The 22,616-nt window shown below is 71.0% G+C and carries 20 protein-coding genes, 1 tRNA gene and 2 pseudogenes; 11 read left to right on the plus strand and 12 right to left on the minus strand.

Annotation, left to right across the window (positions count from 1 at the left end; translation table 11 throughout):
- The first annotated feature begins 173 nt into the window (after positions 1–173).
- The 4 genes from M4V62_RS20915 to M4V62_RS20930 all read left to right on the plus strand — a co-directional run bounded on the left by M4V62_RS20915 (position 174) and on the right by M4V62_RS20930 (position 5,967).
- Entirely contained in the window at positions 174–1,646 is a 1,473-nt protein-coding gene (locus M4V62_RS20915) for an FG-GAP repeat protein (RefSeq protein ID WP_249588774.1), read from the plus strand.
- Between the two features lie 86 nt (positions 1,647–1,732).
- Positions 1,733–3,178, plus strand: a complete 1,446-nt coding sequence (locus M4V62_RS20920; protein WP_249588775.1) for an FG-GAP and VCBS repeat-containing protein — start codon at positions 1,733–1,735, stop codon at positions 3,176–3,178.
- A gap of 161 nt (positions 3,179–3,339) precedes the next feature.
- Complete coding sequence (locus tag M4V62_RS20925) at positions 3,340–4,836, plus strand: FG-GAP and VCBS repeat-containing protein (RefSeq protein WP_249588776.1); 1,497 nt, start codon at positions 3,340–3,342, stop codon at positions 4,834–4,836.
- Between the two features lie 159 nt (positions 4,837–4,995).
- Positions 4,996–5,967: a Yip1 family protein gene (locus M4V62_RS20930; RefSeq protein WP_249588777.1), complete on the plus strand. Its 972-nt coding sequence runs from the start codon at positions 4,996–4,998 to the stop codon at positions 5,965–5,967.
- An 84-nt stretch (positions 5,968–6,051) separates the two neighbouring features.
- Here the strand turns inward: M4V62_RS20930 and M4V62_RS20935 are convergent, their stop codons facing one another.
- Positions 6,052–6,549 carry a phosphoribosyltransferase gene (locus M4V62_RS20935; protein WP_249588778.1) on the minus strand — a complete coding sequence of 166 codons (498 nt, stop codon included), beginning with the start codon at positions 6,547–6,549 and terminating at the stop codon, positions 6,052–6,054.
- 8 nt (positions 6,550–6,557) lie between these two features.
- Complete coding sequence (gene dcd / locus M4V62_RS20940) at positions 6,558–7,133, minus strand: dCTP deaminase (RefSeq protein WP_249588779.1); 576 nt, start codon at positions 7,131–7,133, stop codon at positions 6,558–6,560.
- A 532-nt stretch (positions 7,134–7,665) separates the two neighbouring features.
- Here dcd and M4V62_RS20945 point away from each other — a divergent pair.
- Positions 7,666–7,739, plus strand: a tRNA-Gly gene (locus M4V62_RS20945).
- Between the two features lie 66 nt (positions 7,740–7,805).
- Here the strand turns inward: M4V62_RS20945 and M4V62_RS20950 are convergent.
- From M4V62_RS20950 to M4V62_RS20965, 4 genes and pseudogenes are all read right to left on the minus strand, one after another.
- Entirely contained in the window at positions 7,806–8,204 is a 399-nt protein-coding gene (locus M4V62_RS20950; RefSeq protein WP_249588780.1) for a type II toxin-antitoxin system VapC family toxin, read from the minus strand.
- The gene (locus M4V62_RS20955) at positions 8,201–8,482 is read right to left on the minus strand and encodes a hypothetical protein (RefSeq protein ID WP_249588781.1); all 282 of its coding nucleotides are present in this window, start codon (positions 8,480–8,482) and stop codon (positions 8,201–8,203) included. Before M4V62_RS20955 ends, M4V62_RS20950 begins: the two co-directional genes overlap by 4 nt.
- Positions 8,475–8,669, minus strand: a pseudogene (locus M4V62_RS20960) (hypothetical protein); the annotation flags it as partial. The gene M4V62_RS20955 and the pseudogene M4V62_RS20960, both read right to left, overlap by 8 nt.
- A gap of 99 nt (positions 8,670–8,768) precedes the next feature.
- Complete coding sequence (locus M4V62_RS20965) at positions 8,769–9,455, minus strand: TetR/AcrR family transcriptional regulator (RefSeq protein WP_425575255.1); 687 nt, start codon at positions 9,453–9,455, stop codon at positions 8,769–8,771.
- Positions 9,456–9,645: 190 nt separating this feature from the next.
- On the opposite strand from M4V62_RS20965, the gene M4V62_RS20970 reads away from it, so the two are divergent.
- Positions 9,646–10,011 (plus strand): PH domain-containing protein, encoded by a 366-nt coding sequence (locus M4V62_RS20970; protein ID WP_249588783.1) that lies wholly within the window; start codon positions 9,646–9,648, stop codon positions 10,009–10,011.
- Positions 10,012–10,047: 36 nt separating this feature from the next.
- On the opposite strand, the gene M4V62_RS20975 is transcribed toward M4V62_RS20970, so the two are convergent.
- Positions 10,048–10,455: a nuclear transport factor 2 family protein gene (locus M4V62_RS20975; protein ID WP_249588784.1), complete on the minus strand. Its 408-nt coding sequence runs from the start codon at positions 10,453–10,455 to the stop codon at positions 10,048–10,050.
- Positions 10,456–10,657: 202 nt separating this feature from the next.
- Between M4V62_RS20975 and M4V62_RS20980 the strand changes: the two genes are divergently transcribed.
- Positions 10,658–11,617 carry an SGNH/GDSL hydrolase family protein gene (locus tag M4V62_RS20980; RefSeq protein ID WP_249588785.1) on the plus strand — a complete coding sequence of 320 codons (960 nt, stop codon included), beginning with the start codon at positions 10,658–10,660 and terminating at the stop codon, positions 11,615–11,617.
- Here M4V62_RS20980 and M4V62_RS20985 read toward each other — a convergent pair.
- The 4 genes from M4V62_RS20985 to M4V62_RS21000 all read right to left on the minus strand — a co-directional run bounded on the left by M4V62_RS20985 (position 11,614) and on the right by M4V62_RS21000 (position 16,263).
- Positions 11,614–13,662: a PQQ-binding-like beta-propeller repeat protein gene (locus M4V62_RS20985; RefSeq protein WP_249588786.1), complete on the minus strand. Its 2,049-nt coding sequence runs from the start codon at positions 13,660–13,662 to the stop codon at positions 11,614–11,616. The genes M4V62_RS20980 and M4V62_RS20985 overlap by 4 nt on opposite strands.
- A 57-nt stretch (positions 13,663–13,719) precedes the next feature.
- A complete protein-coding gene (locus M4V62_RS20990; RefSeq protein WP_249588787.1) occupies positions 13,720–14,001 on the minus strand; it encodes a DUF397 domain-containing protein in 282 nt (93 codons plus the stop codon).
- Positions 13,961–14,812 carry a helix-turn-helix domain-containing protein gene (locus M4V62_RS20995; protein ID WP_249588788.1) on the minus strand — a complete coding sequence of 284 codons (852 nt, stop codon included), beginning with the start codon at positions 14,810–14,812 and terminating at the stop codon, positions 13,961–13,963. The genes M4V62_RS20990 and M4V62_RS20995 overlap by 41 nt, the downstream gene beginning before the upstream one ends.
- Positions 14,813–14,910: 98 nt before the next feature.
- Positions 14,911–16,263, minus strand: coding sequence for a DUF1254 domain-containing protein (locus M4V62_RS21000; protein WP_249588789.1), 1,353 nt, complete (start codon positions 16,261–16,263; stop codon positions 14,911–14,913).
- A gap of 166 nt (positions 16,264–16,429) precedes the next feature.
- Between M4V62_RS21000 and M4V62_RS21005 the strand changes: the two are divergent.
- The 4 genes and pseudogenes from M4V62_RS21005 to M4V62_RS21020 form a co-directional block, all read left to right on the plus strand.
- Positions 16,430–16,825: pseudogene (locus tag M4V62_RS21005) on the plus strand (DUF7144 family membrane protein); the annotation flags it as partial.
- Between the two features lie 206 nt (positions 16,826–17,031).
- Positions 17,032–18,732, plus strand: coding sequence for a SulP family inorganic anion transporter (locus tag M4V62_RS21010; protein ID WP_249588790.1), 1,701 nt, complete (start codon positions 17,032–17,034; stop codon positions 18,730–18,732).
- The gene (locus tag M4V62_RS21015; protein WP_249588791.1) at positions 18,729–20,093 is read left to right on the plus strand and encodes an ion channel protein; all 1,365 of its coding nucleotides are present in this window, start codon (positions 18,729–18,731) and stop codon (positions 20,091–20,093) included. The genes M4V62_RS21010 and M4V62_RS21015 overlap by 4 nt, the downstream gene beginning before the upstream one ends.
- Entirely contained in the window at positions 20,090–21,922 is a 1,833-nt protein-coding gene (locus M4V62_RS21020) for an alkyl/aryl-sulfatase (RefSeq protein ID WP_249588792.1), read from the plus strand. The genes M4V62_RS21015 and M4V62_RS21020 overlap by 4 nt, the downstream gene beginning before the upstream one ends.
- Before the next feature lie 20 nt (positions 21,923–21,942).
- On the opposite strand, the gene M4V62_RS21025 is transcribed toward M4V62_RS21020, so the two are convergent.
- Positions 21,943–22,572, minus strand: coding sequence for a MarC family protein (locus tag M4V62_RS21025; RefSeq protein ID WP_249588793.1), 630 nt, complete (start codon positions 22,570–22,572; stop codon positions 21,943–21,945).
- Between the last annotated feature and the right edge of the window lie 44 nt (positions 22,573–22,616).

Consider the following 22,616-nt stretch of genomic DNA (forward strand, 5'->3'; position numbering starts at 1 on the left):
GCACCGCTGCACCGCTGCACCGCTGAGCCGCTGAGCCGGTAGCGAGCCCAAGTTTTCCCGGACGGGCGGAGATTCCGCGTCCGCCCGTCCGGGGTTCGACCACCCCCCTGAACCACCTCCTGCACCACCTCCCGCACCACCCCCTGTACAGACGACACACCCCAGGAGCTCCCATGCCCAAGCACAAGCGCACCACCTCGCACAGACCCGGCCGCCTGGCCGTGGCAACCGCCGCCGCTGCGGCCCTCACAGGCGGACTCCTCACCCTCTCGGCGACCTCCGCGGTCGCGGCCCCCGCGGCCGCGCAGCCGGACGACGCCGACTTCAACGGCGACGGCGCGGCCGACCTCGCCACCTCCGCCGCCGGTGCCACCGTGGGCGGCAAGGACAGCGCGGGCCAGGTCGTCGTGACGTACGGCGGCGCCGAGCAGCGGCACGTCACGTACAGCCAGAACAGCGCGGGCGTGCCCGGTACCGCCGAGAAGGGCGACGTCTTCGGCGCCGACACCGCGTACGGCGACTTCGACGGGGACGGCTACGACGACCTCGCCGTCGGAGCCATCGGCGAGGACGTCGACTCGGACGTCGACGGCGGCACGGTCCAGGTCCTGTGGGGATCCCCGAGCGGCCTGTCCGGCGGCTCCACGATCAAGGACCCGCGCCCCACCAAGCACGACTTCTTCGGCGGCCCCATGGAGGCGGGCGACTTCGACGGCGACGGCAAGGACGACCTCGCCGTCGGCGCCTCGTCGGGCGCGGCCACCATCGACGTCTTCGACGGCGGCATCAAGCGCACCGGCGCCACCGGCGGCCACTACACCGTGCTCCCGCCCATCCACAGCGGCGAAGGCGCGGGCCCCTTCACCCTGCACTCCGGGGACGTCAACGGCGACGGCAAGGACGACCTGCTCGTCAACGGCTACTCCACCGCCGACGACTACAACGCCAACCTCTGGCTGCCGGGCAGCGCGAACGGCGTCACCACCAGCGGCGTGCAGCGGCTGCCCGCGGGCTACATCACGGACGTGGGCGACACGGACGGCGACGGCTACGGCGACGTCATCATCGGCCTCACCTGGGACGAGGGCATCGACGGCGCCAACAAGGGCGGCACGGTGTACGTGGTCAAGGGCAACGCGAACGGCCCGTACGGCGGCAGCGAGGCCATCACCCAGGAGTCGCCGGGCGTCCCGGGCGGCAGCGAGGCGGGCGACTCGTTCGGCGCGGAGCTCGACCTCGGCGACATCAACGGCGACGGCCACCTCGACCTGGTCGCGAGCTCCCCCGGCGAGGACCTGGAGGGCGTCGCCGACGCGGGCGCGGTCACCGTCATCTACGGCGCGGCGGACGGCTCGGGCCTCTCCACGCAGGGTTCCGCGCTCTACAGCCAGGACACCCCGGGCGTCCCCAACTCCAACGAGAAGAACGACTTCTTCGGCTCCGACGTCCACATCGACGACCTGAACGCCGACGGCCGGGGCGACGTCTCCGTCGGCGCGTACGGCGAGAACAGCTCCAACGGCGCGGTCTACATCCTGGACGCCCTCCCCGACGGCACCCTCGCGGGCACCTCCGGCGTCTACACGTCCACGGTCGGCATCTCGGCCACGGGCACGCCGCGCCTCGGCGCCAACTTCGCGGACTGACACACCACTTCCGCTCTCTCCCGCCCCTCCCGAACACCGGGCCCGCACCCCTCCGTGCGGGCCCGGCCCTCCCCTTCGGAGTCTCCGTGCGCATACGCACTTTCCTGCTGACCGCCTCCCTGACGACGACAGGCCTGCTCGCCCTGCCCGGCACCGCGACCGCCGCACCGTCCGGCCTCGCGGGCGACTTCAACGGCGACGGGCGCCGCGACGTCGCGATCGCCGCCCCGGCCGCCACGGTCGGCGGCAAGTCCTGGGCGGGCCATGTCGCCGTCGCGTACGGATCGGCGTCCGGCAGCCCGGACCCGGCCCGCCGCACGGTCGTCAGCCAGAACTCGCCCGGCGTACCGGGCGAGGCCGAGAAGGACGACGAGTTCGGCCACCAGATCGCGGCGGCGGACCTGAACCGCGACGGGTACAGCGATCTCGTCGTCACCTCGTCCCGCGAGAAGGTGGGCAGCCATCCCGACTCGGGCACGGTGGTGATCGTCTGGGGCTCGTCGTCCGGTCTGTCCGGCGGCACGACGGTGGACAACCCCCAGCCGCTGCACGGGAGTTACTTCGGGCTCGGCCTGGCCGCGGGTGACTTCACCGGGGACGGGAAGCCCGACCTCGCCGTGTCCGCGCAGGGCGACACCGGCTCCAACCCCTTCAAGATCCGCCTGATCCGGGGCCCGTTCACCAAGTCCGGCTCGACCGGTTCGCTCACGTCGTACGCCGCTCCGCTCGAAAGCCCGGCCCTGACCGCGGGCCGGGTGAACGGCGACGCCAAGGCCGACCTGGTGGTCACCGGCAGGAAGACCAACAGCGACCACCTCGGGGCGGCCGTCCACTACAAGGGCACGGCATCCGGCCTGACGAAGGGCGCGACCCTGCGCGCGGGCACGACCGCCGCCATCGGCGACCTGGACGGCGACGGATACGGCGACATCGCCATCGGCAACCCCGACGAGCCCGGCGACGAGCCCTCCGGCTCCAAGGGCGGCGAGGTCAGCGTCGTCTACGGCACCTCCTCAGGACCGAGCGCCACCCGCCGTACGACCCTGACGCAGAGCAGCGCGGGCGTGCCGGGCACCTCCGAGTACGGGGACAACTTCGGCGCTTCGGTGGCCGTGGGCGACCTCGACGGCGACGGCCACGCTGAGCTTGCGACCGGCGCCCCCGGCGAGAGCCTGGGCTCCGAGCCCGACGTCATCATGGGCGCGGGCTCGGTCACCGTGCTGCGCGGCTCCACCTCGGGCCTGCGGACGACCGGCGCGATCACGCTCACCCAGGACAGCCCCGGCGTCCCGGGTGCCTCGGAGTCCATCGACGGCTTCGGTGCCACCCTGCTCGCCACGGACATCGGCGCCGACGGCCGCCTGGACCTCACGGCGACGGCCTCCCAGGAGAACGACGACGCGGGCGCCCTCTGGCACCTCCCCGGAGCCGCGGACTCGCTCTACTCCACGACGTCGTCCACCAGCTTCGGCCCGAGCAAGCTGGGCCTGTCCACGAAGTACTCGGCCTTCGGCTGGGACCTCGCGGGCTGACCGGGGCGCGAAGCCGGCAGGGCAACCCTTGCCCTACTCCGGGTGTCACACAGGTGAACCTGTGAAGCAGAGCGACCCCGGCCACCCGGCCACCCGGCCACCCGGACGCCCAATCGCCCGCCCGACAACTCCCTTTGCCTACTCCTGAGTTGGAGCCCCACGTGCCCCTGCGCGCACGCACACTCGCCCTGGCAGCGACCACGGCCCTGGCAGCCACCGGCCTCACCCTCCCCTTCGCGGCCGGGGCGAGCGCCGCGCCCGCGCCCGCCGCCGCTCCCCTCACCAGCGACTTCAACGGCGACGGATACGACGACCTCTTCGTCGGCGTGCCCAGCGGCACCGTCGGCGGCAAGGCCAAGGCCGGTTACGTGAGCGTCGTGTTCGGCGGGAAGTACGGGCCCGGTCCGCACGGCGTGCGGCGCATCACCCAGGCCACCGTCGAGGTGCCCGGCACCCCGGAGGCCGGTGACCGGTTCGGCGGGTCCGTCGCCGCCGCGCATGTGGACGACGACAAGTACGCGGACCTCGTCATCGGCGCTCCCGGCGAGGATTTGTCCGATAGCGGCTCCGCCGCGGGCGACGCCAAGACCGACGCCGGTTCCGTCACCGTCCTGTACGGCACCGGCGACGGCTTCGCCCAGGCCAACACCGCCGCCCGCGGCGCGAAGTCCGGCGACGTGCTCGGAAACGCCCTGGTCGCCGCCGACTTCACCGGTGACACGGACGTCGACCTCGCCATCGGCGGCAAGGACCAGGTCGTCGCCAACTTCAACCCGCTCACCGCCGACACCCAGCCCGTGATGGCGGACCGCATGGGAGGCCGCGCCCCGGTCCTGACAACCGGCGACTTCAACAACGACAAGCTCCCCGACCTCGCCCTCGGCTACTACACGCAGAACCAGCCCTACACCCAGTCCCACCTCCGCCTCTACGGCTGGAACAAGGACGAGGGCTCCATGGCCAACTTCTGGAACAACTCCAACGGCGCCGCGAACGCCCTCGCCTCCGGCGACTTCAACGGCGACGGCTTCGACGACCTCGCCGTCGGCAACTGCCGCGAGATCGCCGACGAGAACATCGACGACCCGTGCGGTCCTGAGCAGCTCACCAAGGGCGGCGGCATCCACATCCGCTTCGGCGACGCCAACGGCAGCTTCGGCTGGGAGCAGCAGACCTTCAACCAGGACACCGCGGGCATGCCCGGGGTCGCCGAGACCGGTGACGGCTTCGGCGACGCGCTCGCCGTGGCGGACATCGACGCCGACGGCCACGACGACCTGATCGCGGGCGCCCCCGGCGAGGCGATCGGCAGCGCGGCGAAGGCGGGCAGCGTCACCGTCCTCAAGGGCGGCGAGATGGGTCTGCTCGACCCGGCGGGCGCGGCGAACCCGGGCACGGTCGCCTTCCAGCAGAACTCCCCCGACATCCTGGGCGTCGCCCAGGCGGGCGACCGCTTCGGCGGGGCCCTCGCCTTCGGCGACCACAACGGAGACGGCGCCTTGGACCTGTCCATCGCCGCCCCCGGCGAGAACTCCTCCGCGGGCGGCGTCTGGGACCTGCCCGGCGCCAGGGCCGGCGGCTCGGTCGTCACGCCGAACTCCCTTGGCCTGCCCGCCTCTTCCGACCCACTGGCGTACGGAGCGGTGCTGGGGAAGTAGCCCGTCACCTACGGCACGCCGCAGGCCTGGAGCAGGTCACCCGGGACCCTGGGGAAAACCCCTCAGGGTCCCCCTAAGGGTTGTCACAGGTCAGCGGCAAAGCCGTTCTCCTCCCGGGGACGGACGACCCGGGCCCTCCAGACCAGGTACGTTCGATCCGTGGCTGGATTCAGGATCGGACGCGGCCGGGACAACCGCACCCCGCAAGCGCGACCCCAACAACGACCGCGGCAGGAGCCGTACGGGCAGCAGGCCCCCCAGGGCCAGCAGCCTCCGTACGGCTACCCTCAGCCGCCCCCTCGGCAGCACGGCGGGCAGCAGCCTCCGTACGGCCAAGGCCAGGGCGGCCAGGGCGGTTACGGCGGGCAACAGTGGCCGCAGGCGGGCGGCCAGCACGGCAACCACGGCGAGCCGGAGTACTTCGGCGGGCCGGGCGGGGACCCGGGGCACGGAGGCGGCCAAGGGGGCCAGGGCGGCTTCGATCCGTACGCCGCCAACAACCCCGGTCACACCCAGGCCTTCTCCGTGGGTGAGGACCCGTACAACCAGGGCGACACCTACCGCGCCGGGCAGGCCCCCGCGCCGGTGGGGCCCCGCCTGCACTGGAAGGACCTGCTGCGCGGCATCGTGCTGCGCCCGGGGCCGACCTTCCTCCAGATGCGGGACTACGCGATGTGGGCCCCGGCCGTCATCGTGACGTTCCTCTACGGCCTGCTCGCGATCTTCGGCTTCGACGGCGCCCGCGAGGACGCCATCAGCGCCACGCTCTCCACGGCCGTGCCGTACGTCCTGACGACCGCCGTCGCGATCACGATCAGTGCCTTCATCCTGGGCGTGGTCACGCACACCCTCGCCCGCCAGCTCGGCGGCGACGGCGCCTGGCAGCCGACGGTCGGCCTCTCCATGCTGATCATGTCGATCACGGACGCGCCCCGCGTGATCGTGGCGATGTTCCTCGGCGGCGGCCAGCCCTTCGTCCAGCTGCTCGGCTGGGTGACCTGGGTCGCGGCGGGCGCGCTGCTCACCGCGATGGTGAGCAAGTCGCACGACCTGCCGTGGCCGAAGGCGCTGGGCGCGGCGTCGATCCAGCTGCTCGCGCTGCTCGCGATCATCAAGCTGGGTACGTTCTAGTACGTGGGTGGGTTCTAGTACTTGAGACGGAGGAAGGGCCCCGGCGGATCACTCCGCCGGGGCCCTTCTCCCTCTGTTCGCACCTCAGGCGTCGAGAACCTGCCCGGCGCGCCGCACGACGGGTGCTTCGACGCTCCACGGGAAGTTGATCCAGTCGTCGGTGCGCTTCCAGACGTACTCGCACTTCACGAGCGACTGCGACTTCTCGTAGATCACGGCGGACCGCACCTCGGCGACATGATCGAGGCAGAAGTCGTGCACGAGCTTCAGCGTCTTGCCGGTGTCGGCGACGTCATCGGCGATGAGCACCTTCTTGTCGGTGAAGTCGATGACATTGGGCACGGGCGCCAGCATGACCGGCATCTCCAGGGTCGTGCCGACCCCCGTGTAGAACTCCACGTTCACCAGGTGGATGTTCTTGCAGTCGAGCGCGTACGCGAGCCCGCCCGCGACGAAGACGCCACCGCGGGCGATGGAGATGATGACGTCGGGCTGGTACCCGTCGTCGGCGATCGTCTGCGCGAGCTCGCGCACAGCGCCGCCGAACTTCTCGTACGTAAGGTTCTCGCGCACGTCACTCATGCTGGATGTCACACCTGGGTCCGATGGAAATTGAGGAAGGAACGGGAGGCGGTCGGCCCGCGCTGCCCTTGGTAACGCGACCCGTACCGCTCCGACCCGTAGGGCGACTCGGCGGGCGAGGTCAGCCGGAACATGCAGAGCTGCCCGATCTTCATCCCCGGCCAGAGCTTGATCGGCAGGGTCGCGAGGTTCGACAGCTCCAGGGTCACGTGCCCGCTGAAGCCCGGGTCGATGAACCCGGCGGTGGAGTGCGTCACGAGCCCGAGCCGCCCGAGGCTGGACTTGCCTTCGAGCCGGCTCGCGAGGTCGTCGGGCAGGCTGATGACCTCGTAGGTCGAGGCGAGCACGAACTCGCCCGGGTGCAGGATGAACGGCTCGTCGCCCTCGGGCTCCACGAGCCGCGTCAGGTCGGCCTGCTCCACGGAGGGGTCGATGTGCGGATAGCGGTGATTCTCGAACACCCGGAAGAGGCGATCGAGCCGCACATCGATGCTGGAGGGCTGCACCATGGATTCGTCGTACGGATCGATCCGTACTCGTCCGGCGTCGATCTCGGCCCGGATGTCCTTGTCTGAGAGAAGCACGCACCGAGGATACGCAGAGCGCGCGGGCCCGCCCCAATCGGACGGCCCCGCGCGCTGCGCTTCTCTGCTTCCCGCTACTGCTGCTCTCCCGCTACCGCTGCTACCGCTTCTGCGACGCGACCGGCACGGCATGCCGCAATCGGGCACACCGCGGACAGCGGATGAGACGGCCGGGTCCGAGCCGGTCGGCCTTCTGCATCGGGAACGAAGCAGTGCTGAACACGTGCCCTTCGGCACATCGGACGACGGTGCGCTCCATCAAGTCCTCGAGTCCCTTCCCCAAAGCCGTAGTTGAGCCCTTGGCGCCCCCTGCTCACCTCATATGCGAGCGGGCGCCGAACGGCCACATTACGGGACGAATGGGGCGCCCCTCCAGGCGGCACTCCGGTCTCTCACCGTACGCCCCAACTCCCGCGTCCCGCAGACGCATCCATGCCCCGGACAGCACGCGGACCCCGGGGGCAAAAGCGCCCGGGGCCTGGGATGAGGTAGAGTGTGCGACGTTACGACACCGCCACAGACGGTGTTTTTCGCGGGTGTAGTTTAGTGGTAGAACATCAGCTTCCCAAGCTGAGAGTGCGAGTTCGATTCTCGTCACCCGCTCCACAATTGAGGCCCAGGTCAGCGACCTGGGCCTTTTTGCGCGCCCCCGCCTCTGCGAGGAACCTCGGCTCAGACCTTCTCCGCGCTCAGCCGCGGATGCTCGGTGGTGAGCAGCCCGATGTCCTCTGCGTCCGAAGTCAGGATCGTCACCGGGCCGGGATGCTGCAGAGCGGTCGCGCACAGCATGGCGTCGATGGCGTACTTGTGGCCGTGCAGCCCCGCTGTACGCAGCAAAGCGGCAGCGGATTGCGCGACGATTTGGGTCACCGGCTCGACACTCAGGCGGGACAGGGTCCACTTCAGTGCGGCGTCGTTGATCTTGGGGTGGATCACCTCGACCAGCACTGCAGCCGAGGTGATCACCGGCAGGTCCGCGTCACGGGCCGCCGTCAGCCACTCGTGGATTTCCCGATCGCGCTGTACGGCCTTTGCCAGGCCCTCGCCGTCCAGGACCAACGCACCGCTCACGCCGCCGTCCCAGCGTTCGAGGTGCCGCCTGTCAGCCGGGCGCGCTTGGCCGCCACGGCCTCGGGGTCGGCCGGGCCGTGCACCTTGTCGAAGTCCGCGATCAGCTCATCCAGGTTGTCGCGCTCGATCTGGCGCTGGGCCGCCTTCTCCAGATAGGCCGAGACGCCTCGCTTGCCGACCCGCTCACGGATCGCATGCAGAGTTCCGGCGGTCAGGGTGACGGAGATACCACTGGTGGGGCCATCGCCGGGCGGGAAGTCGGCGTCGTCATCAGACATACGTCGAGTATGCCATTGAATATGGCATAGCGCCCGGGCCGTCGCGACATGGCCCGGACCCGGAATCGGCCTCACCGCGGACCGCATCGGCGACCGTGTCGCGGACCTCGGCCTTGGACGGCGTACGCCCAGCTCCCTCGAAGGTCCGCGAGAACAACGGCTCGTCCCAGTCCCGGTTCGCCATGGCGCCTCCTTGGTGATCGTCGGCTGTGGGGGTCGGCCGATCCGATGCTGCACAACCGCTCCGCCCGTTGCGTCGCCCCGTCGTCCGGCGGGTCCCCGTGGCTCAGCCTGTGTTGCGCGGCGCGCGGTGTGGGCCCAACTCCTGGAGTACTTCGGCCAGTTCGGTGGCGGTCAGGGGCGTGCCCGGCAGTGGTGGTGTGGGCGGTGAGGTGTGTAGGCCGGCCAGGAACAGGGTCAGGGGGCGGCGCCAGGCTTCGGGGGTGGTTGCCGTTGTCAGGGCCGGGATGGCTCGGCCCAGTGCCGCGAGGGCGAACAGGACGTCTTCCGTGGTGGCGTCGGCTCGCACCGTGCCCTGCTCGCGGCCCCGGCTCAGCAGGATCTCCATCGTCTCGCGGTTGTGGGCGTGGACGGCCTGGAGCGCTTCGATGCCCTCCAGGTGGGTCGTCATGAGGTCGTTCGTGCCTCGGTCGGCGGCCAGGGTGACGAAGACCGCCCGCAGGTAGTCGTTCAGCGCCGCCCAGGCGTCCGGCGCGGATCGCGCCTGCTCGCCGACTGCCATCGTGCCCGTCAGCAGGTCGTGGAAGACGGCGTCGATCAGGGCCGCGCGGGTGGGGAAGTTCCGGTAGAGCGTCGCGTTCCCCACTCCCGCCCGGCGCGCGATCACGTCCAGCGGCGCCTCAAGGCCCTGCTCCGCGAACACCTCGCGGGCCGCCTCCACCAGGAGATCCCAGTTGCGTCGCGCGTCTCGCCTCCGTGGGGGTGTCGCGCGCTGTGAGTCGCCGGTCATCATCACCCTCCATGCCGAGATCGCACTCCATGCCGAGCAGCCGAGCAGCCCAGCAGTCAAGCGGGGAGTACTCCCCGGTGGGATGTTACTGCCGATGCCGCGCTCCCCCACGGACCCTGCCCGCGAGCGGACAGACGTTACAGTCGTAAGTTCCTGTGAGTTCTATTCAGTTCGAAACAATGGGGGGCCTCTCATGGCACTGTTCGGAAACGCGCACACGATCGATCCGATGACCGCGCAGCAGGACTACGCCCGCCTGCTCGGCCACGGCGAGCAGGTGCAGGCAGCGTTCCTGCTGATCCGCGACACCATGCTCTTCACCGACCGCCGCCTCGTCCTCGTCGACAAGCAGGGGATAACCGGCAAGAAGGTCGAGTACCACTCCGTTCCGTACCGCAGCATCACCCACTTCTCGGTGGAGACCGCCGGGCACTTCGACCTCGATGCCGAGCTCAAGATCTGGATCTCCGGCACCCCCACGCCGATCGCGAAGACCTTCACCAAGGGTGTCGACATCTACGAGGTCCAGGCGATCCTCACGCAGTACGTGGCGCGCTAGCGAGTAGCCGGGAATAGGCCGGACTCCGGGTCGGCCTCAGGCCTGCGGCACCCGGTCCAGGAAGCCGTGCACCGTGCGGATACGGCCGTCCTCCGCGAGCGCGATGACGTCGAAACCGGCGACCGGCGCGGAGCCGTCCGCGACCGACACCAGCTCCCATCCGAAGCGCGCGATGTCGTGGTGGCCGTCGACCGCGCCGGTCCGCCGGAACTCGAAGCCCGGGAACTGCTCGTGGGCCCCGCCGATCACGGCGGCGATGGACGCGTGCCCGGAGACGTCGGCCAGCGGGTCCGTGTAGCTGCCGCCCTCGCTCCAGGCCGCGGCCACGGCCTTGGCCACGTCATCGGCGCGCTCGGCGTTCCAGGCCTCGAAGTAGCGGGCGACAGCGGTCTCGTACGCGGAAATGTCGTGTGAAGTCTCGTGTGAAGTGTCGTGTGCGGTCATGGCGTTCGGCCTCCTGCGGCTCGGTCGTTCGGTTGGTCATTCGGGTGCTCCGTGCGATGACTTGAGCTTGCCGGGCGGCCGGGCCGGGGTCGATTACGTCCGGGGTAATGCGGGGCCGGAAGCGCCACCCCGTCTCTTCTCACGCGGGTGCGACTGTGCTTGCCTTGGGGGCTATTTCAGTCGCCTGAAGGGGAGTTGGCGTATGCGCAAGCCGTGGGTCGGTGGGCTGGTGGCCGCTGTGCTGCTCCTCGGGGCGTGCGGCGACCCCGGGTCCGGGGGTACGTCGGACGACGCCCCGCAGACCCCCGACGTCACACGCGCCGCCGAGCCGCCGAAGGAGGAGGCCGAGCCCTCCGCCACTCCGCCCTCCTCCACCACCCGCCAACGCGCAGCCGACAAGCCCCGCGACCGCACCGGCACATCCCCCAAGGTCCTCTACCTCGGCGACTCCCTCGCCATGGAGAACCAGAACGTCCTCGGCGATCTCCTGCGCTCCGAGCTCGGCGCCCGCTACCGCAGCGCCCCCTACTCCGGCACCACCCTCTGCGACTACCTCGACGACACCGGCAAGGACTCCCTCGTCCCCGACAAGCACAAGGCCGCCGCGCTGGTGCGGGCCGAGCGGCCCGACTATGTGGTGCTCCAGTTCTGGGGCAACGCGTGGGGCTACACGCCGTGCATGGACGGCATCACGTACGACAAGGCGCGGCAGAAGTACTTCGACCGGTACGCCGCCGACGCCAAGGCGCTCGCCTCGCAGATCCACGAGGCCGCCGGGGGCGGGGCCGACAAGCCGCGCATCGTGTGGGTGCTCCAGGGTCCCGACCCGATCACGCCCGACCGCGTGCGCCGCGTCGACGCCATCTACGAGGCGCAGGCGCGGGCCTCCGGCGGGATCGTCGCCGACGCGGGCCGCGCGGTCAGCCCGGCGTCGGACCGGCACAAGTGGGTGGAGAAGCTGCCGTGCACGGCGTACGAGACGGAGAACCCCGCGTACTGCACCGAGCCCGGCCGCAGCCGCACCGCCCTGCACCGCGGCGACGACTACCTGCACTTCTGCCTCGCGCCCACCACGCCCAAGTCCCGCCCCTGCCCGACCCGTTCACCCGGCATCCGGCGCATCGCCGCCGAGATCACGCGCGCCGTGGGCGAGTCCTCCTAGCGCCGGGGGTCGAAGCCCTGCCCGTCCACCACCGCCGTCACCCGTGTCCGGTCCTCGCCGTCCCTGCACAGGACCAGGGCCGTCCCCGAGACCGGGTCGGCCAGCAGGTCGCGGGTTCCGGTGCAGGGAGTGCGGGCGACGGTCGTGGAACCCTTGGCCCTCAGGTCGATACGTACGTCGGGCTCCGCCGGTGGCTCGGTCCGCTCCTGCCGGAACTCCAGGGCGGTGAGCAGCCCGGAGGCGCCCAGGGCCAGTACGGCATCGCGGTTCGCGTCCTGCTTCCAGGGGCCGCCCGAGCCGTCGAGGGCCGCCACGCGGTCGCCGCGTTCGGGCACCTCCGAGTGGACCCTGTCCCTCTCCCGCAGCCCCCAGCCGATGCGAACGGCGTCGCCGACGGCCGTCGCGAACACATCGTCGCGCAGCTCGACGGCCGGATGGAGCGGGGCCCGCGCGGCGGGCACGCGCTCCCAATCCCTGCGGGCGACCGAGTCGGACGGGACGAACCGGCGCGTGGCGTAGGTGCGCTTGAGGGACTTCCCCTTGCCGCACCGCCAGGTTCCCGCCACGTCGGCGCCGTACCCCTGTGCCCGTATCCACTCCACCTGGCCCGCCTCGCAGCCCTCCGGCCGCGTGACCTCGACGTCCGACACCTCGAAGAGGAGGGGCAAGTCCGGTGTGCGGTAGTCGGGTTCGTTCGGGGGATAGGCCGGATCCGGCCCGGAACCCGGGAGCGTCAGGAGTACGTTCCGCCATCCGCACCCCTCCACCAGGAGCGAGCCGGAGTCGTCCGGCGAGGCGTAATCGACAAGGTACGCGCATCCCTCCCCCGTACCCCCGCTCCGGGCAAGGACCTCCGCGCCGTCCCGCCGCACGGCGACAACTCCCCCACCGGAACTGGCCAGATGAACCACACGCGCGTCCGGCAGGGTCACCATCCTCGGCAGCGCATCGGGCTGCCGGTAGGACGTGATGAAGCTCCAGCCCTTCGGTCCCGGCATCGGCAGGACCGTCGCACCCCGCTCCCGCCCCGTGTACGAGTCGAGGCTGACCAGCATCGACCCCATCAGGACGAGCACCGAGCAGCCCTCGCTCACCGCCACCTGCACCAGCTCGACCCGCTCGGAGGTACGGACGCTGAAGCTCCAGCGCCGGCTGCCGTCGCGCGCGTCGCGTCCGGTGATCCGTGCGGCGCGGTCGCCCTCCTCAAGAACCACCAGCGTGCCGCGCTCGCGCCCTTCGTACGCGCACGTGCTGAGCGCGGCGGGCCCGTCGAAGCCGCGTTGCCAGGCGATCCGGCCCGGCCGCGTCGGCGCGCCCGGCCGGTAGCCCGACGACCTCACCTCGTGGGACCCCTTGTGCAGCCGGGAAGCGGCCACTTGCTCCGACTCGGCGTAGTCGCCCCACCAAGGCCCCAGGGCCTCCGTCCGCGCGTCCCGGATCCGCTCGGCGCCGTCCACGGACGCCACGGAGAGCAGTCCGCCCGCCAGGACCCCGGCCAGCACGCACGCCGTGCCGCCGCGCAGCCTTCGCCGCAGGGCGTTGCCGTCCGCCGCCTCCGCGTACGTGTCCAGGTCCAGCCACGGCCGGTCCCGCCACGCCAGGAGCAGCGCCGCCACGGCGACCACGGCCGCCGCGAGCGCGGTCGCGAGGGGTGCGGCCTCGGGCCAGGCCGTGAGCACGGCGTGCAGTTCGCGGTCCGTCGCGCCCCACCACCATTGGGTGGCGGCCTCGGTCTCCCTGTCCTCGCGGCGACCCGCGGCGATCTCGTCCGCCCGGCTCCAGGTGACGAAGAGCAGGGCTCCCGCGAGGGCGGCGGAGCCTGCGGCGCCTGCGGCAAGGGCCGTTCCTCGTCGCCGCCCGACGCCGGGCACGAGTCGCGCGGCGACCAGCAGGGCCGCGGCGAGCAGCGGCAGTGCGCGCAGCCACCACGATGTCGTGCCGAACTCATCTCCCGTACGGCCCGACCACCACGGGTACGCGGCGGCGACGGCGAGCGTCACGGCCACCCCGAGGAGGAACGGCCGCCAGAGCCGTGCCTCGCCCATCTCCCCACCCCTCAGGGGGGGTTAAGCGCGAACGCGGCATTCCGCCGCTGGGCCGAATTACCTCAGGGTGCCGGTGGCTGCCGCCTGGACGAAGGTGGCGAAGGCGCGGGGGGTGGTGGTGAAGGCGGGGCCTTCGGGGTTCTTGCTGTCGCGGACCGCGATGGTCCCTTGGCGGGGGGCGGCGAACTCGATGCATTCGCCTCCACCGGAGCCGCTGTACGACGACTTGCGCCACGTCGTGCCGTTCAGGGGGGCGCACTCGATGCAGTCGCCTCCCGTGTTGCCGCTGTAACTCGACTTACGCCAGCGCGTGTTGGTCAGATCCTGACTGGTCGCCATAACGTTCCTCCATCACGCGGCTGATCAGTTCCGCCGAGTCCCCCTCCGGGAGGGCGGCGGCCTGCAAGTTAGCGTAACGGCGGGCGGCTTCGCGGACAGTTTCCGGGTTGGCCGTCATGTGACCAGAGATCAGGTCTTCCGTGTAGACGAGCTCGGGGTCATCATCGAACCGGAGCAGGTTGAACGAGCCGACCAGGCTGGCGTGCTCACCAGCTGCGTAGGGCAGCACCTGGATGCCCACCCATCGCCGGTCGACAAGGCCCAACAAATGGCCGAGTTGGCCTCGCATGACTCTCCAGCCACCGATCGGGCGGTGCAGTACAGCCTCGTCGAGAATGACCAGCGACAACGGCGGACGCTCCCGTTCCAGGATGCGCTGCCGTTCCATGCGCGCAGCCAGCAAATCATCGAGCCTCGGGGGCATTCCTGTAGCCAGAACAGCGCGGGCGTACCCCTCTGTCTGAAGAAGTCCGTAGACCACCTGGGCTTGATACGTGGAGATGTACGTCGCTTTGGCCTCCAGCTCCGCGTACTGCTGAAACCAAGTCGGCAACTGGCTCCGCAACACCAGCCCCACCAACCGCGAAAACACCCCATCAGTCCCGAGCGCCGCATCCACCCGCTCGGAGAAGTCCCGCGTCGGCACCTTCTTCGCCGTCTCGATCTGGCCGATCAGTGACGCCGTACAGAAGATGCAGCTCCCCAACTGCGCCTGCTTGAGCCCCGCCGATTCCCGCAGGCGCCGCAGCTCCGAGCCGTAGTAGTCCAGGGGCGATGCGCTGGGATCGAGGTCACGGATGTTGTTCGGCACGCGAGGGCCACCCCCATTACCAACGCCTCACGGCGTACGGGCACTTCGTAGCCCAGCGTAACCAAGCAACTCCACCCAGGTGACCTGAATCACGTAACTCAAGCCGTGAGGCCACTGTCACCGCTCACCGTCAGTGGCGGGATGGTCCAACTCCCTTCCAGGACGGAGGAGTCCGGGCCGTACACCCGCACGGCGATCGTGAAGGGACCGTCCGGGGCGGGGAGCCAGTTCGCCGCCTGTTTGGGGTTCTCGGGGCGGCCCTTGGCGACGTACAGCGTGAGGCCGCCGTCGTCGTCGTGGACGAGGCCGGGGGTCCGGTCGCCGATCGAGTAGCAGTCGATGGGGTTGGCGGTCAGCAGGCGCTCCGGGAGGCGGTACATCGTCGCCGACCAGAAGAAGCGGGCCGGGGGCAGGGCGCCGGGGGCGAAGTGCACCGTGTACGCGCGCTTCGAGGCGTCCGGCGGGCGGTTGCCCTGGTCGTCCACGGCCCAGCCCGCGTACCAGGCCTCGGCGGACGGGAGGCCGTAGAGGCCCTTGTCGACGCCCACGGCCCGGGTCAGGAAGTCCGTGCCGTGTTCCTCGCGTGTGCCGAACCAGCCCGTGGAGTCGACCGCGTCCCTCTTCGCCGCCTCAAGGCGGGCGCGGGCGTCCGCGATGCCCTGCTCCACCGCGTGGCGCACCTCGGGGGCGAACGCGGACGGCTCGAACTCGCCGGTGCCGCGCACCCCGAGGGCCGCGAGCCGGGCGCGCAGTTCGCGGTCCTGTTCCAGGGGCGGGAAGAACTGGAGCAGGAAGTCCAGGAGCGTGAAGAACTCGACGTTCGCCAGGTCCTCTTCGCGCCAGGTCGGCCAGACCGGCTCTTCCGGAGGGTGCGGCGCCGCCGTGTCGAGGAACTCCGACAGGCTCCGGAGGCGGTATCCCTCCTGGACGGCGCGGAGTTCGGCCACGTCCTCGGGGCCCGCCAGGTACGTGCGGCCCAGGCAGCCCACCAGGAAGGTGTCCGCCCGCAGTACGCCCGTGATGCCGGGCGGGACCTCGCCCCGCCAACCCGGGCCCGCGATCAGGTAGTCGCCCGCTTCCGGGCCCGTGGTGCGGGCGCCGACGAAACCGACGTACGACGTGTCGAGATCGTGGAAGGGCAGCACGTAGTAGCGGTCGATCTCGGGGACGGACACCACCCAGGGTTCCGCGCGCAGGTCGAGCCAGGCCCAGGAGTAGGGCGTGTCGTTGTTCGGCGTCACGACATCCGTGTTCTCGGGCGTGAACGGCTCCGAGTAGTGCCGGAAGGTGCCGAACCCCCCTACGTAGCGCGGGTCTTGGGGATCGATCGCCTGCGGATACATCGTCCGGTAGTTCTCCAGCAGCGCGAAGCCCCAGATCCAGGCGTCCGCCGCCGTCTCGCGTGCCTCGTCGGGGGGCGGGTGGTCCTGGTGCGTGACTGGTTCCGTCATGGTGTACAAATTCGCACCTTTTGCCCTCTTTTGCATTCCCGGACCGGGTGCCGCCGGGTGCCGCCGGGTGGCCCGGTGGGCCACCCGAATGGCCCCTGCCCGCTCGCCGACGGCCCCGGCCCGTCGGAGGCTCGTGGTTCCTGACAGAAAGAGGGGTGGCCCCAACATGGCCAGCAACACGAGCAGCCCGCGGGGCGAGAGCCCCTGGGCTTCCGGCGGAACGATGTTCGCGGGTGTCCTGATGCTGGTCTACGGCATCCTCGGCATCCTCGAAGGCATCGCGGGCATCGCGAAGGACGACGTCTACGCCCGCATCGGCGACTACGTCTACAAGTTCAACCTCACCACGTGGGGCTGGATCCACCTGATCCTGGGCATCCTGCTCCTCGTCACCGGCTACGGCATCCTCAAGGGCACGACCTGGGGCAAGGCGTGCGGTGTCGCCCTCGCCTCGATCGCCATCGTCGTGCACTTCCTGTGGCTGCCCTACCAGCCCATCTGGGCGCTGATCTCGATCGCGATCGGCATCTTCGTCATCTGGGCGCTGTGCACGGACCACTCCGACCGGCACGCCGGTCACGGCAGCCATCGCGGGCCGTCGGGCGACGAGGGCGGCTGGGGTCCCCGGAACACCTCGTCCGGTCCTGGACCGTTCGCCGAAGGCTCCGGTGGCGGCAATCCGCCCTCCACGCCCGGCCCCGGACCCATCGGCAGCCCTGACCGCACCCCGCCCGCCGGAACCTGACCGGACGCGGGGCAGGGGCGGCCGTGCGCACGAAGTCCGGCCGCCCCTGGCCGTCCGTCGGGCGACCGCGGCCCGCCGATGTCAGCTCCGGGATGGTGACGGGGCTCTTCTCGATCCCGGAGGGCATGGCGTACGCGGCGATCGCCGGGTTCAATCCGGTCGCCGGGCTCTACGCGGGTGTCGTACCGGCGATCGTGGGCTCGTTCACCGCCCGTACCGTCCTGATGGTCACCACCCTGACCAGCGCCATCGCCCTGACCTCGCAGAGCGTGCTGTCCGATGCCGGGCTCGACCCGAAGGACGCGGGGAACGTCGCGACGCTGACCCTGATGGTCGGCGTCGTCATGCTGCTGATGGGGCTGCTGCGGCTCGGCGTGGTGCTCAGCTTCGTGTCGAACGCCGTGATGACCGGCTTCTCCACCGGTATCGCTCTCCAGATCATCACCGGCGTACTGAAGGACGCGACCGGATACCGGCCCGAGGGCCACAACAAGCTGGTACAGGTGGGGAATTGGCTCGTCCACGTCGGCGACTGGGAGGGGGCCGCGACCCTCGTCGCCGTCGTCACGGTCGTGGTCTGGGCGCTCGCCCGTGCGGTGAAGCGGCTTGAGCCCGTCGCTCTGCTCATCGCCATGGTGGTGGTCGCGGTGGGCGTCGCCGTGTTCGCCACCGATGTGGAGCTGGTGCGGGACATCGCCCGGATCCCGGGCGCCCTTCCGGGCTTCTCCGCCCCCGACTTCTCGGCCGTGCCCGACCTGATCGGCGGCGCGTTCTCCGTGGCGCTCGTCGCGCTCGCCCAGGCCGCGGGGATCGCCCCGTCCATGCCGAACCCGGACGGCAGCCGCTCGGACGTCAACGGCGACTTCCGGGCCCAGGGGTACGCCAACGCCATCGGCGGTCTCTTCCAGGCGCTGCCCAGCGGCGGTTCGCTCTCCCGCACGGGGGTGGCGGTGAGCGCGGGGGCGCGGACGCGGTGGGCCGGGGTGATCTCCGGGGTCTTCCTCGCCCTGGTGGTCCTGGTGTGCGGGTCGCTCGCCGAGCGGATCCCGATGCCGGTGATCGGCGGGCTCATCCTCGTGGTGGGCGGCGAGCTGATCTGGGGCAAGCGGCACGACATCCTGCTCGTGCTGCGTACGTCGTGGATGTCGGCGGGCGCCATGATCCTGACGTTCCTCGCCACCACCCAACTCCCGCTCCAGCAGGCCATCTTGATCGGAGCGGTGCTCTCGCTGCTGCTGTACTGCGCGCAGGCCGCTCGGCAGGGCAAGCTCGTCCGGCTCGAACAGCGGGGCGACGGGCGGTGGGCCGTCGGGGAGCGGCCGCCACCGGCCTCGCTCGCTCCGGGGGAGATCACCGTCCTCGATTACGCGGGGTCCTCGTTCTTCGCCGAACTCCCTCGCATCGAGGGTGAGTTGCCGTCCGTCGAAGGCGCTCGCGGCAGCGTGCTGATCCTCGTCGTGCGCGCCCTGCCCGACGTGCCCTCCTCGGCCGTGCTCAAGCTGCTCGACCGGTACGCGGCCACGCTCGCCGAGCAGGGCGGGCGGCTCGTCCTGGTCGGCGTCCAGCCTCCGCTGGTGCGGCTCCTGGAGAAGTCGGGCCTCGCCGAGCGGCTCGGGGACGGCGGCATCGTCCCCGCCGAGCCCGAACTGTTCGCGCCGCTGGACAAGGCGATCGCCGCGGCCCGTGCTGCCGTCCCCACCCCACTGCCCCGGGAGACCCCGTGACCGTGCCCCCGCAGGCCCGCGCCCTGCTCCCGCTCGTGCTTCCCGCGCTGCTCGTCGGCGTCGGGTCGAGCCTCGTCCTGCTGCTGCTCAGCTTCGTCGCCGAGCGGCTCCAGGATCTGCTGTGGGACACGCTGCCGGACGCCGTCGGGGTCTCCGGGACCTCGGCGGGGTGGATCATCGCCACCCTCACCGCGGCGGGTCTTGTCGTCGGGCTGATCGTGTGGAAGATGCCGGGGCACGCCGGGCCCGACCCCGCGACGCTCGGGCTCGTCGATCCGCCGCTGCCCGTGCGGATGCTGCCGGGCATCGCGCTCGCCGTCATCGTGGGGCTCGCGGGCGGCGTCAGCCTCGGCCCGGAGAACCCGATCACCGCCATCAACATCGCCCTCGCCTACGCGCTCGGCATGAAGGCGATGCCCCGCACGCCCGCCGCGGAGTGGGTCGGCCTCGCGGCGGCGGGGACCATCGGAGCGCTCTTCGGGACGCCGGTCGCGGCGGCCCTGATCCTCTCCGAGACCGTCGCGGGTCCGCCCGACCCGCGCCCGCTCTGGGACCGGCTGTTCGCGCCGCTGGTCTCGGCCGGCGCGGGGTCGCTGACCACGGTGCTCATCGCGCACCCCACGTTCGAGATCGACGTGCCTGCGTACGACGGGCCGCACTGGGGCGACGTGCTCTCGGCGATGGTCGTCAGCTCGGCGGCGGCGGTCGTCGGTCTCGGCGCCGTGTACGCCTTCCCGTATCTCCACCGTGCCTTCCGCCAGCTCGGGCACCCCGTCCTGATGCTGACCGTGGGCGGTCTCGTGCTCGGCGCCCTGGGCGCGCTCGGCGGCCATCTCACGCTCTTCAAGGGCCTGGAGGAGATGAAGGAGCTGACCGCCGAGGCCTCCGACCACGACGCGGGCAATCTGCTGCTGCTCGCCGTGGTCAAACTCCTCGCGCTCTGCGTGGCCGCCACCTGCGGCTTCCGAGGCGGGCGGATCTTCCCCGCCGTCTTCGTGGGCGTGGCCCTCGGCATGTTCGCGCACGCGCTCGTGGACGCGGTGCCGCCCGCCCTGGCGATCACCTGCGCCATCCTCGGCGTCCTGCTCGCCACGACCCGGCAGGGCTGGCTGAGCCTGTTCACGGCCGCCGTCGTCGTGCCGGACCTCGACCTGCTGCCCCTGCTGTGCGTGGCGGCCCTGCCCGCCTGGCTGTTGGTGACGGGACGTCCCGACATGCTGATCGAGGAGGAACCGCACAAGATGGACAAGTCCGAGATCTCCGCGTCCGCCGGGCCCGCCGGGCCCGCCGGGCCCGCCGGGCCCGCCGGCCCCGCTGACCCCGCCGCCCCTGCCGCCCCGTCGAACGGACCCGCCTCATGAGCGCCGCCCCCACCAGCGACCTGCCCTTTGACGACACCACCGACTTCGCCAACGCGGACCGCGGATTCATCGGCGCCCTCGTGCCCGCCGTCGTACGGACGGACGACGGCCGGGTCATCTGGGACAACGACGCCTACGGCTTCCTCAAGGGCGAGTGCCCCGAAACCGCCAACCCGAGCCTGTGGCGCCAGGCCCAGCTCTGCGCGCGCCAGGGCCTGTACGAGGTCACCGAGGGCATCTACCAGGTCCGCGGCCTCGACCTTTCCAACATGACGCTCGTCGAGGGAGAGAGCGGCGTCATCGTCATCGACCCGCTGATCTCCGCCGAGTGCGCGGCGGCGGCCCTCGCGCTGTACCGCGAGCACCGCGGGGAGCGCCGCGTCACCGGCCTCATCTACACGCACTCGCACGGCGACCACTTCGGCGGCGCGCGCGGCGTCCTGCCGCACGGCAGCGGCAAGGACGTGCCGATCGTCGCGCCCGAGGGTTTCCTTGAGCACGCGGTCAGCGAGAACGTCTACGCGGGCCCGGCCATGTCGCGCCGAGCCGTGTTCATGTACGGCGACAGCCTGCCGAAGGCCCCCGACGGACAGATCAGCGCGGGCCTGGGCATGACGACGTCGACCGGCACCCTGACCCTGATCCCGCCCACGGTGGACATCACGCGCACCGGCCAGGAGGAGGTCATCGACGGCGTACGCATCATCTTCCAGCTCACGCCGGGCACCGAGGCGCCGGCCGAGATGAACTTCTCCTTCCCCGACCGCCGAGCGCTGTGCCTGGCCGAGAACGCCACGCACAACATGCACAACATCCTGACCCTGCGCGGCGCGGTCGTGCGCGACGCCCGCATCTGGTCGCGCTACCTGGACGAGGCCATCGACTTCTTCGGCGACACGTACGACGTCGCGTTCGCCTCGCACCACTGGCCGACCTGGGGCCGCGACGACGTCGTGAAGATGCTCGCCGAGCAGCGCGACCTCTACGCCTACCTGCACGACCAGACCCTGCGCATGCTCAACCAGGGCCTGACGGGACCGGAGATCGCCGAGGAGTTCCAGCTGCCCCCGGCCCTGGAGAAGGCTTGGCACGCGCGCGGCTACTACGGCTCGGTCAGCCACAACGTCAAGGCGATCTACCAGCGCTACCTGGGCTGGTTCGACGGCAACGCGGCCCACCTGTGGGAGCACCCGCCGGTCGAACTCGCCCAGCGTTACGTCGAGTTGGCGGGAGGCGCGGACGAGGCGCTGACCAAGGCACGGGCGTACGCGGACGACGGCGACCTGCGCTTCGCCGCCACGCTCCTCAACCACATCGTGTTCGCCGACCCCGGCAACGCGGACGCGAAGGAGACCCTGGCCGGGGTCTACGACCGGCTCGGGCGCGGCGCCGAGAACGGCACCTGGCGCAACTTCTACCTGACGGCGGCCCAAGAACTCCGGCAGGGCACGGGCAGGGTCACGCTGGACATGTCCAACCCCGAGATGGCGATGGCGCTCACCACCGATCAGCTGATCGACTCGATCGCGGTCAACGTCGACGGCCCCCGCGCCTGGGACGAGAGCTTCGTCATCGACCTCGTCCTCACCGACGAGGAGAGCCGCCACCGCCTGCACCTGCACAACGGCGCCCTCACGCACCGCGAGTCCCAGGCCGTCTCCGGCGCGGGTCTCACGCTGACCCTCACCAAGCCGCAGCTCCTGGGCGTCCTTGCCGGGGCCGGGAAGGGCCTGGACGGCATCACGGCGGAGGGCGATCCGGAGCTGCTCAAGCGTCTTTTCGCGGTGGTGACGAAGCCGGACCCGTCGTTCGCGATCGTCACGCCCTGACCGTCATCGGCGTTCGAGGCTCACTCGCGCTCCAGGCCCGGCACGCCGAGCGCCGCGAGTCCGTCCAGGACTAGGTCCACGCCGACCGCGGCAAGTAGCAGGCCCAGCAGCCTGCCGAAGAGCTCGATCGTCGCGTGGTGGGTGCCGCGCAGGACGCGCGCGAGGAGGAGCACGCACACCAGGTCCAGGGCGATCACGGTGACGTACGCGCCGACGACCGTGGACCGCCAGGACCAGGTGTCGCGGGCCGCCGCCTCGATCAGGACGGCGGTCATGGCGAGCGGACTGACGATGTACGGCATCAGCAACTCGCGTACGCCGCTGACGAGATCGGGCGCGTCCAGGTCCGCGCGGTCCGAGCCGAGGTGGACACCGAGGACGAGCCCCACGGCGTAGATGAAGAAGATGACGCCGCCCGCGAGCTGGAGCGCGGGCGTGGAGATGTGGAAGAGCTCAAGCAGCCAGGGCGCGGTGAACCCCGCGATCAGGCCCACCACGACGGCGGCCCCGGACGAGACGAGGGCGATCATCCGCAGCTCGCGGACCGGATGGTTCTGCGCGAGGCCACCGAAGGCGAGCAGCACCTTGGGCGGGCCGACGACGGAGAAGAAGGTGATGAAGGCGGCGGAGTACGTGAGAGCAGCGGTCACGCACGGCATCCTGTACCGCGCGGCGCCTTGAACGCTGCGGGCGC

Origin of the sequence: Streptomyces durmitorensis (genome assembly GCF_023498005.1) — a bacterium.
Classification (GTDB): domain Bacteria; phylum Actinomycetota; class Actinomycetes; order Streptomycetales; family Streptomycetaceae; genus Streptomyces; species Streptomyces durmitorensis.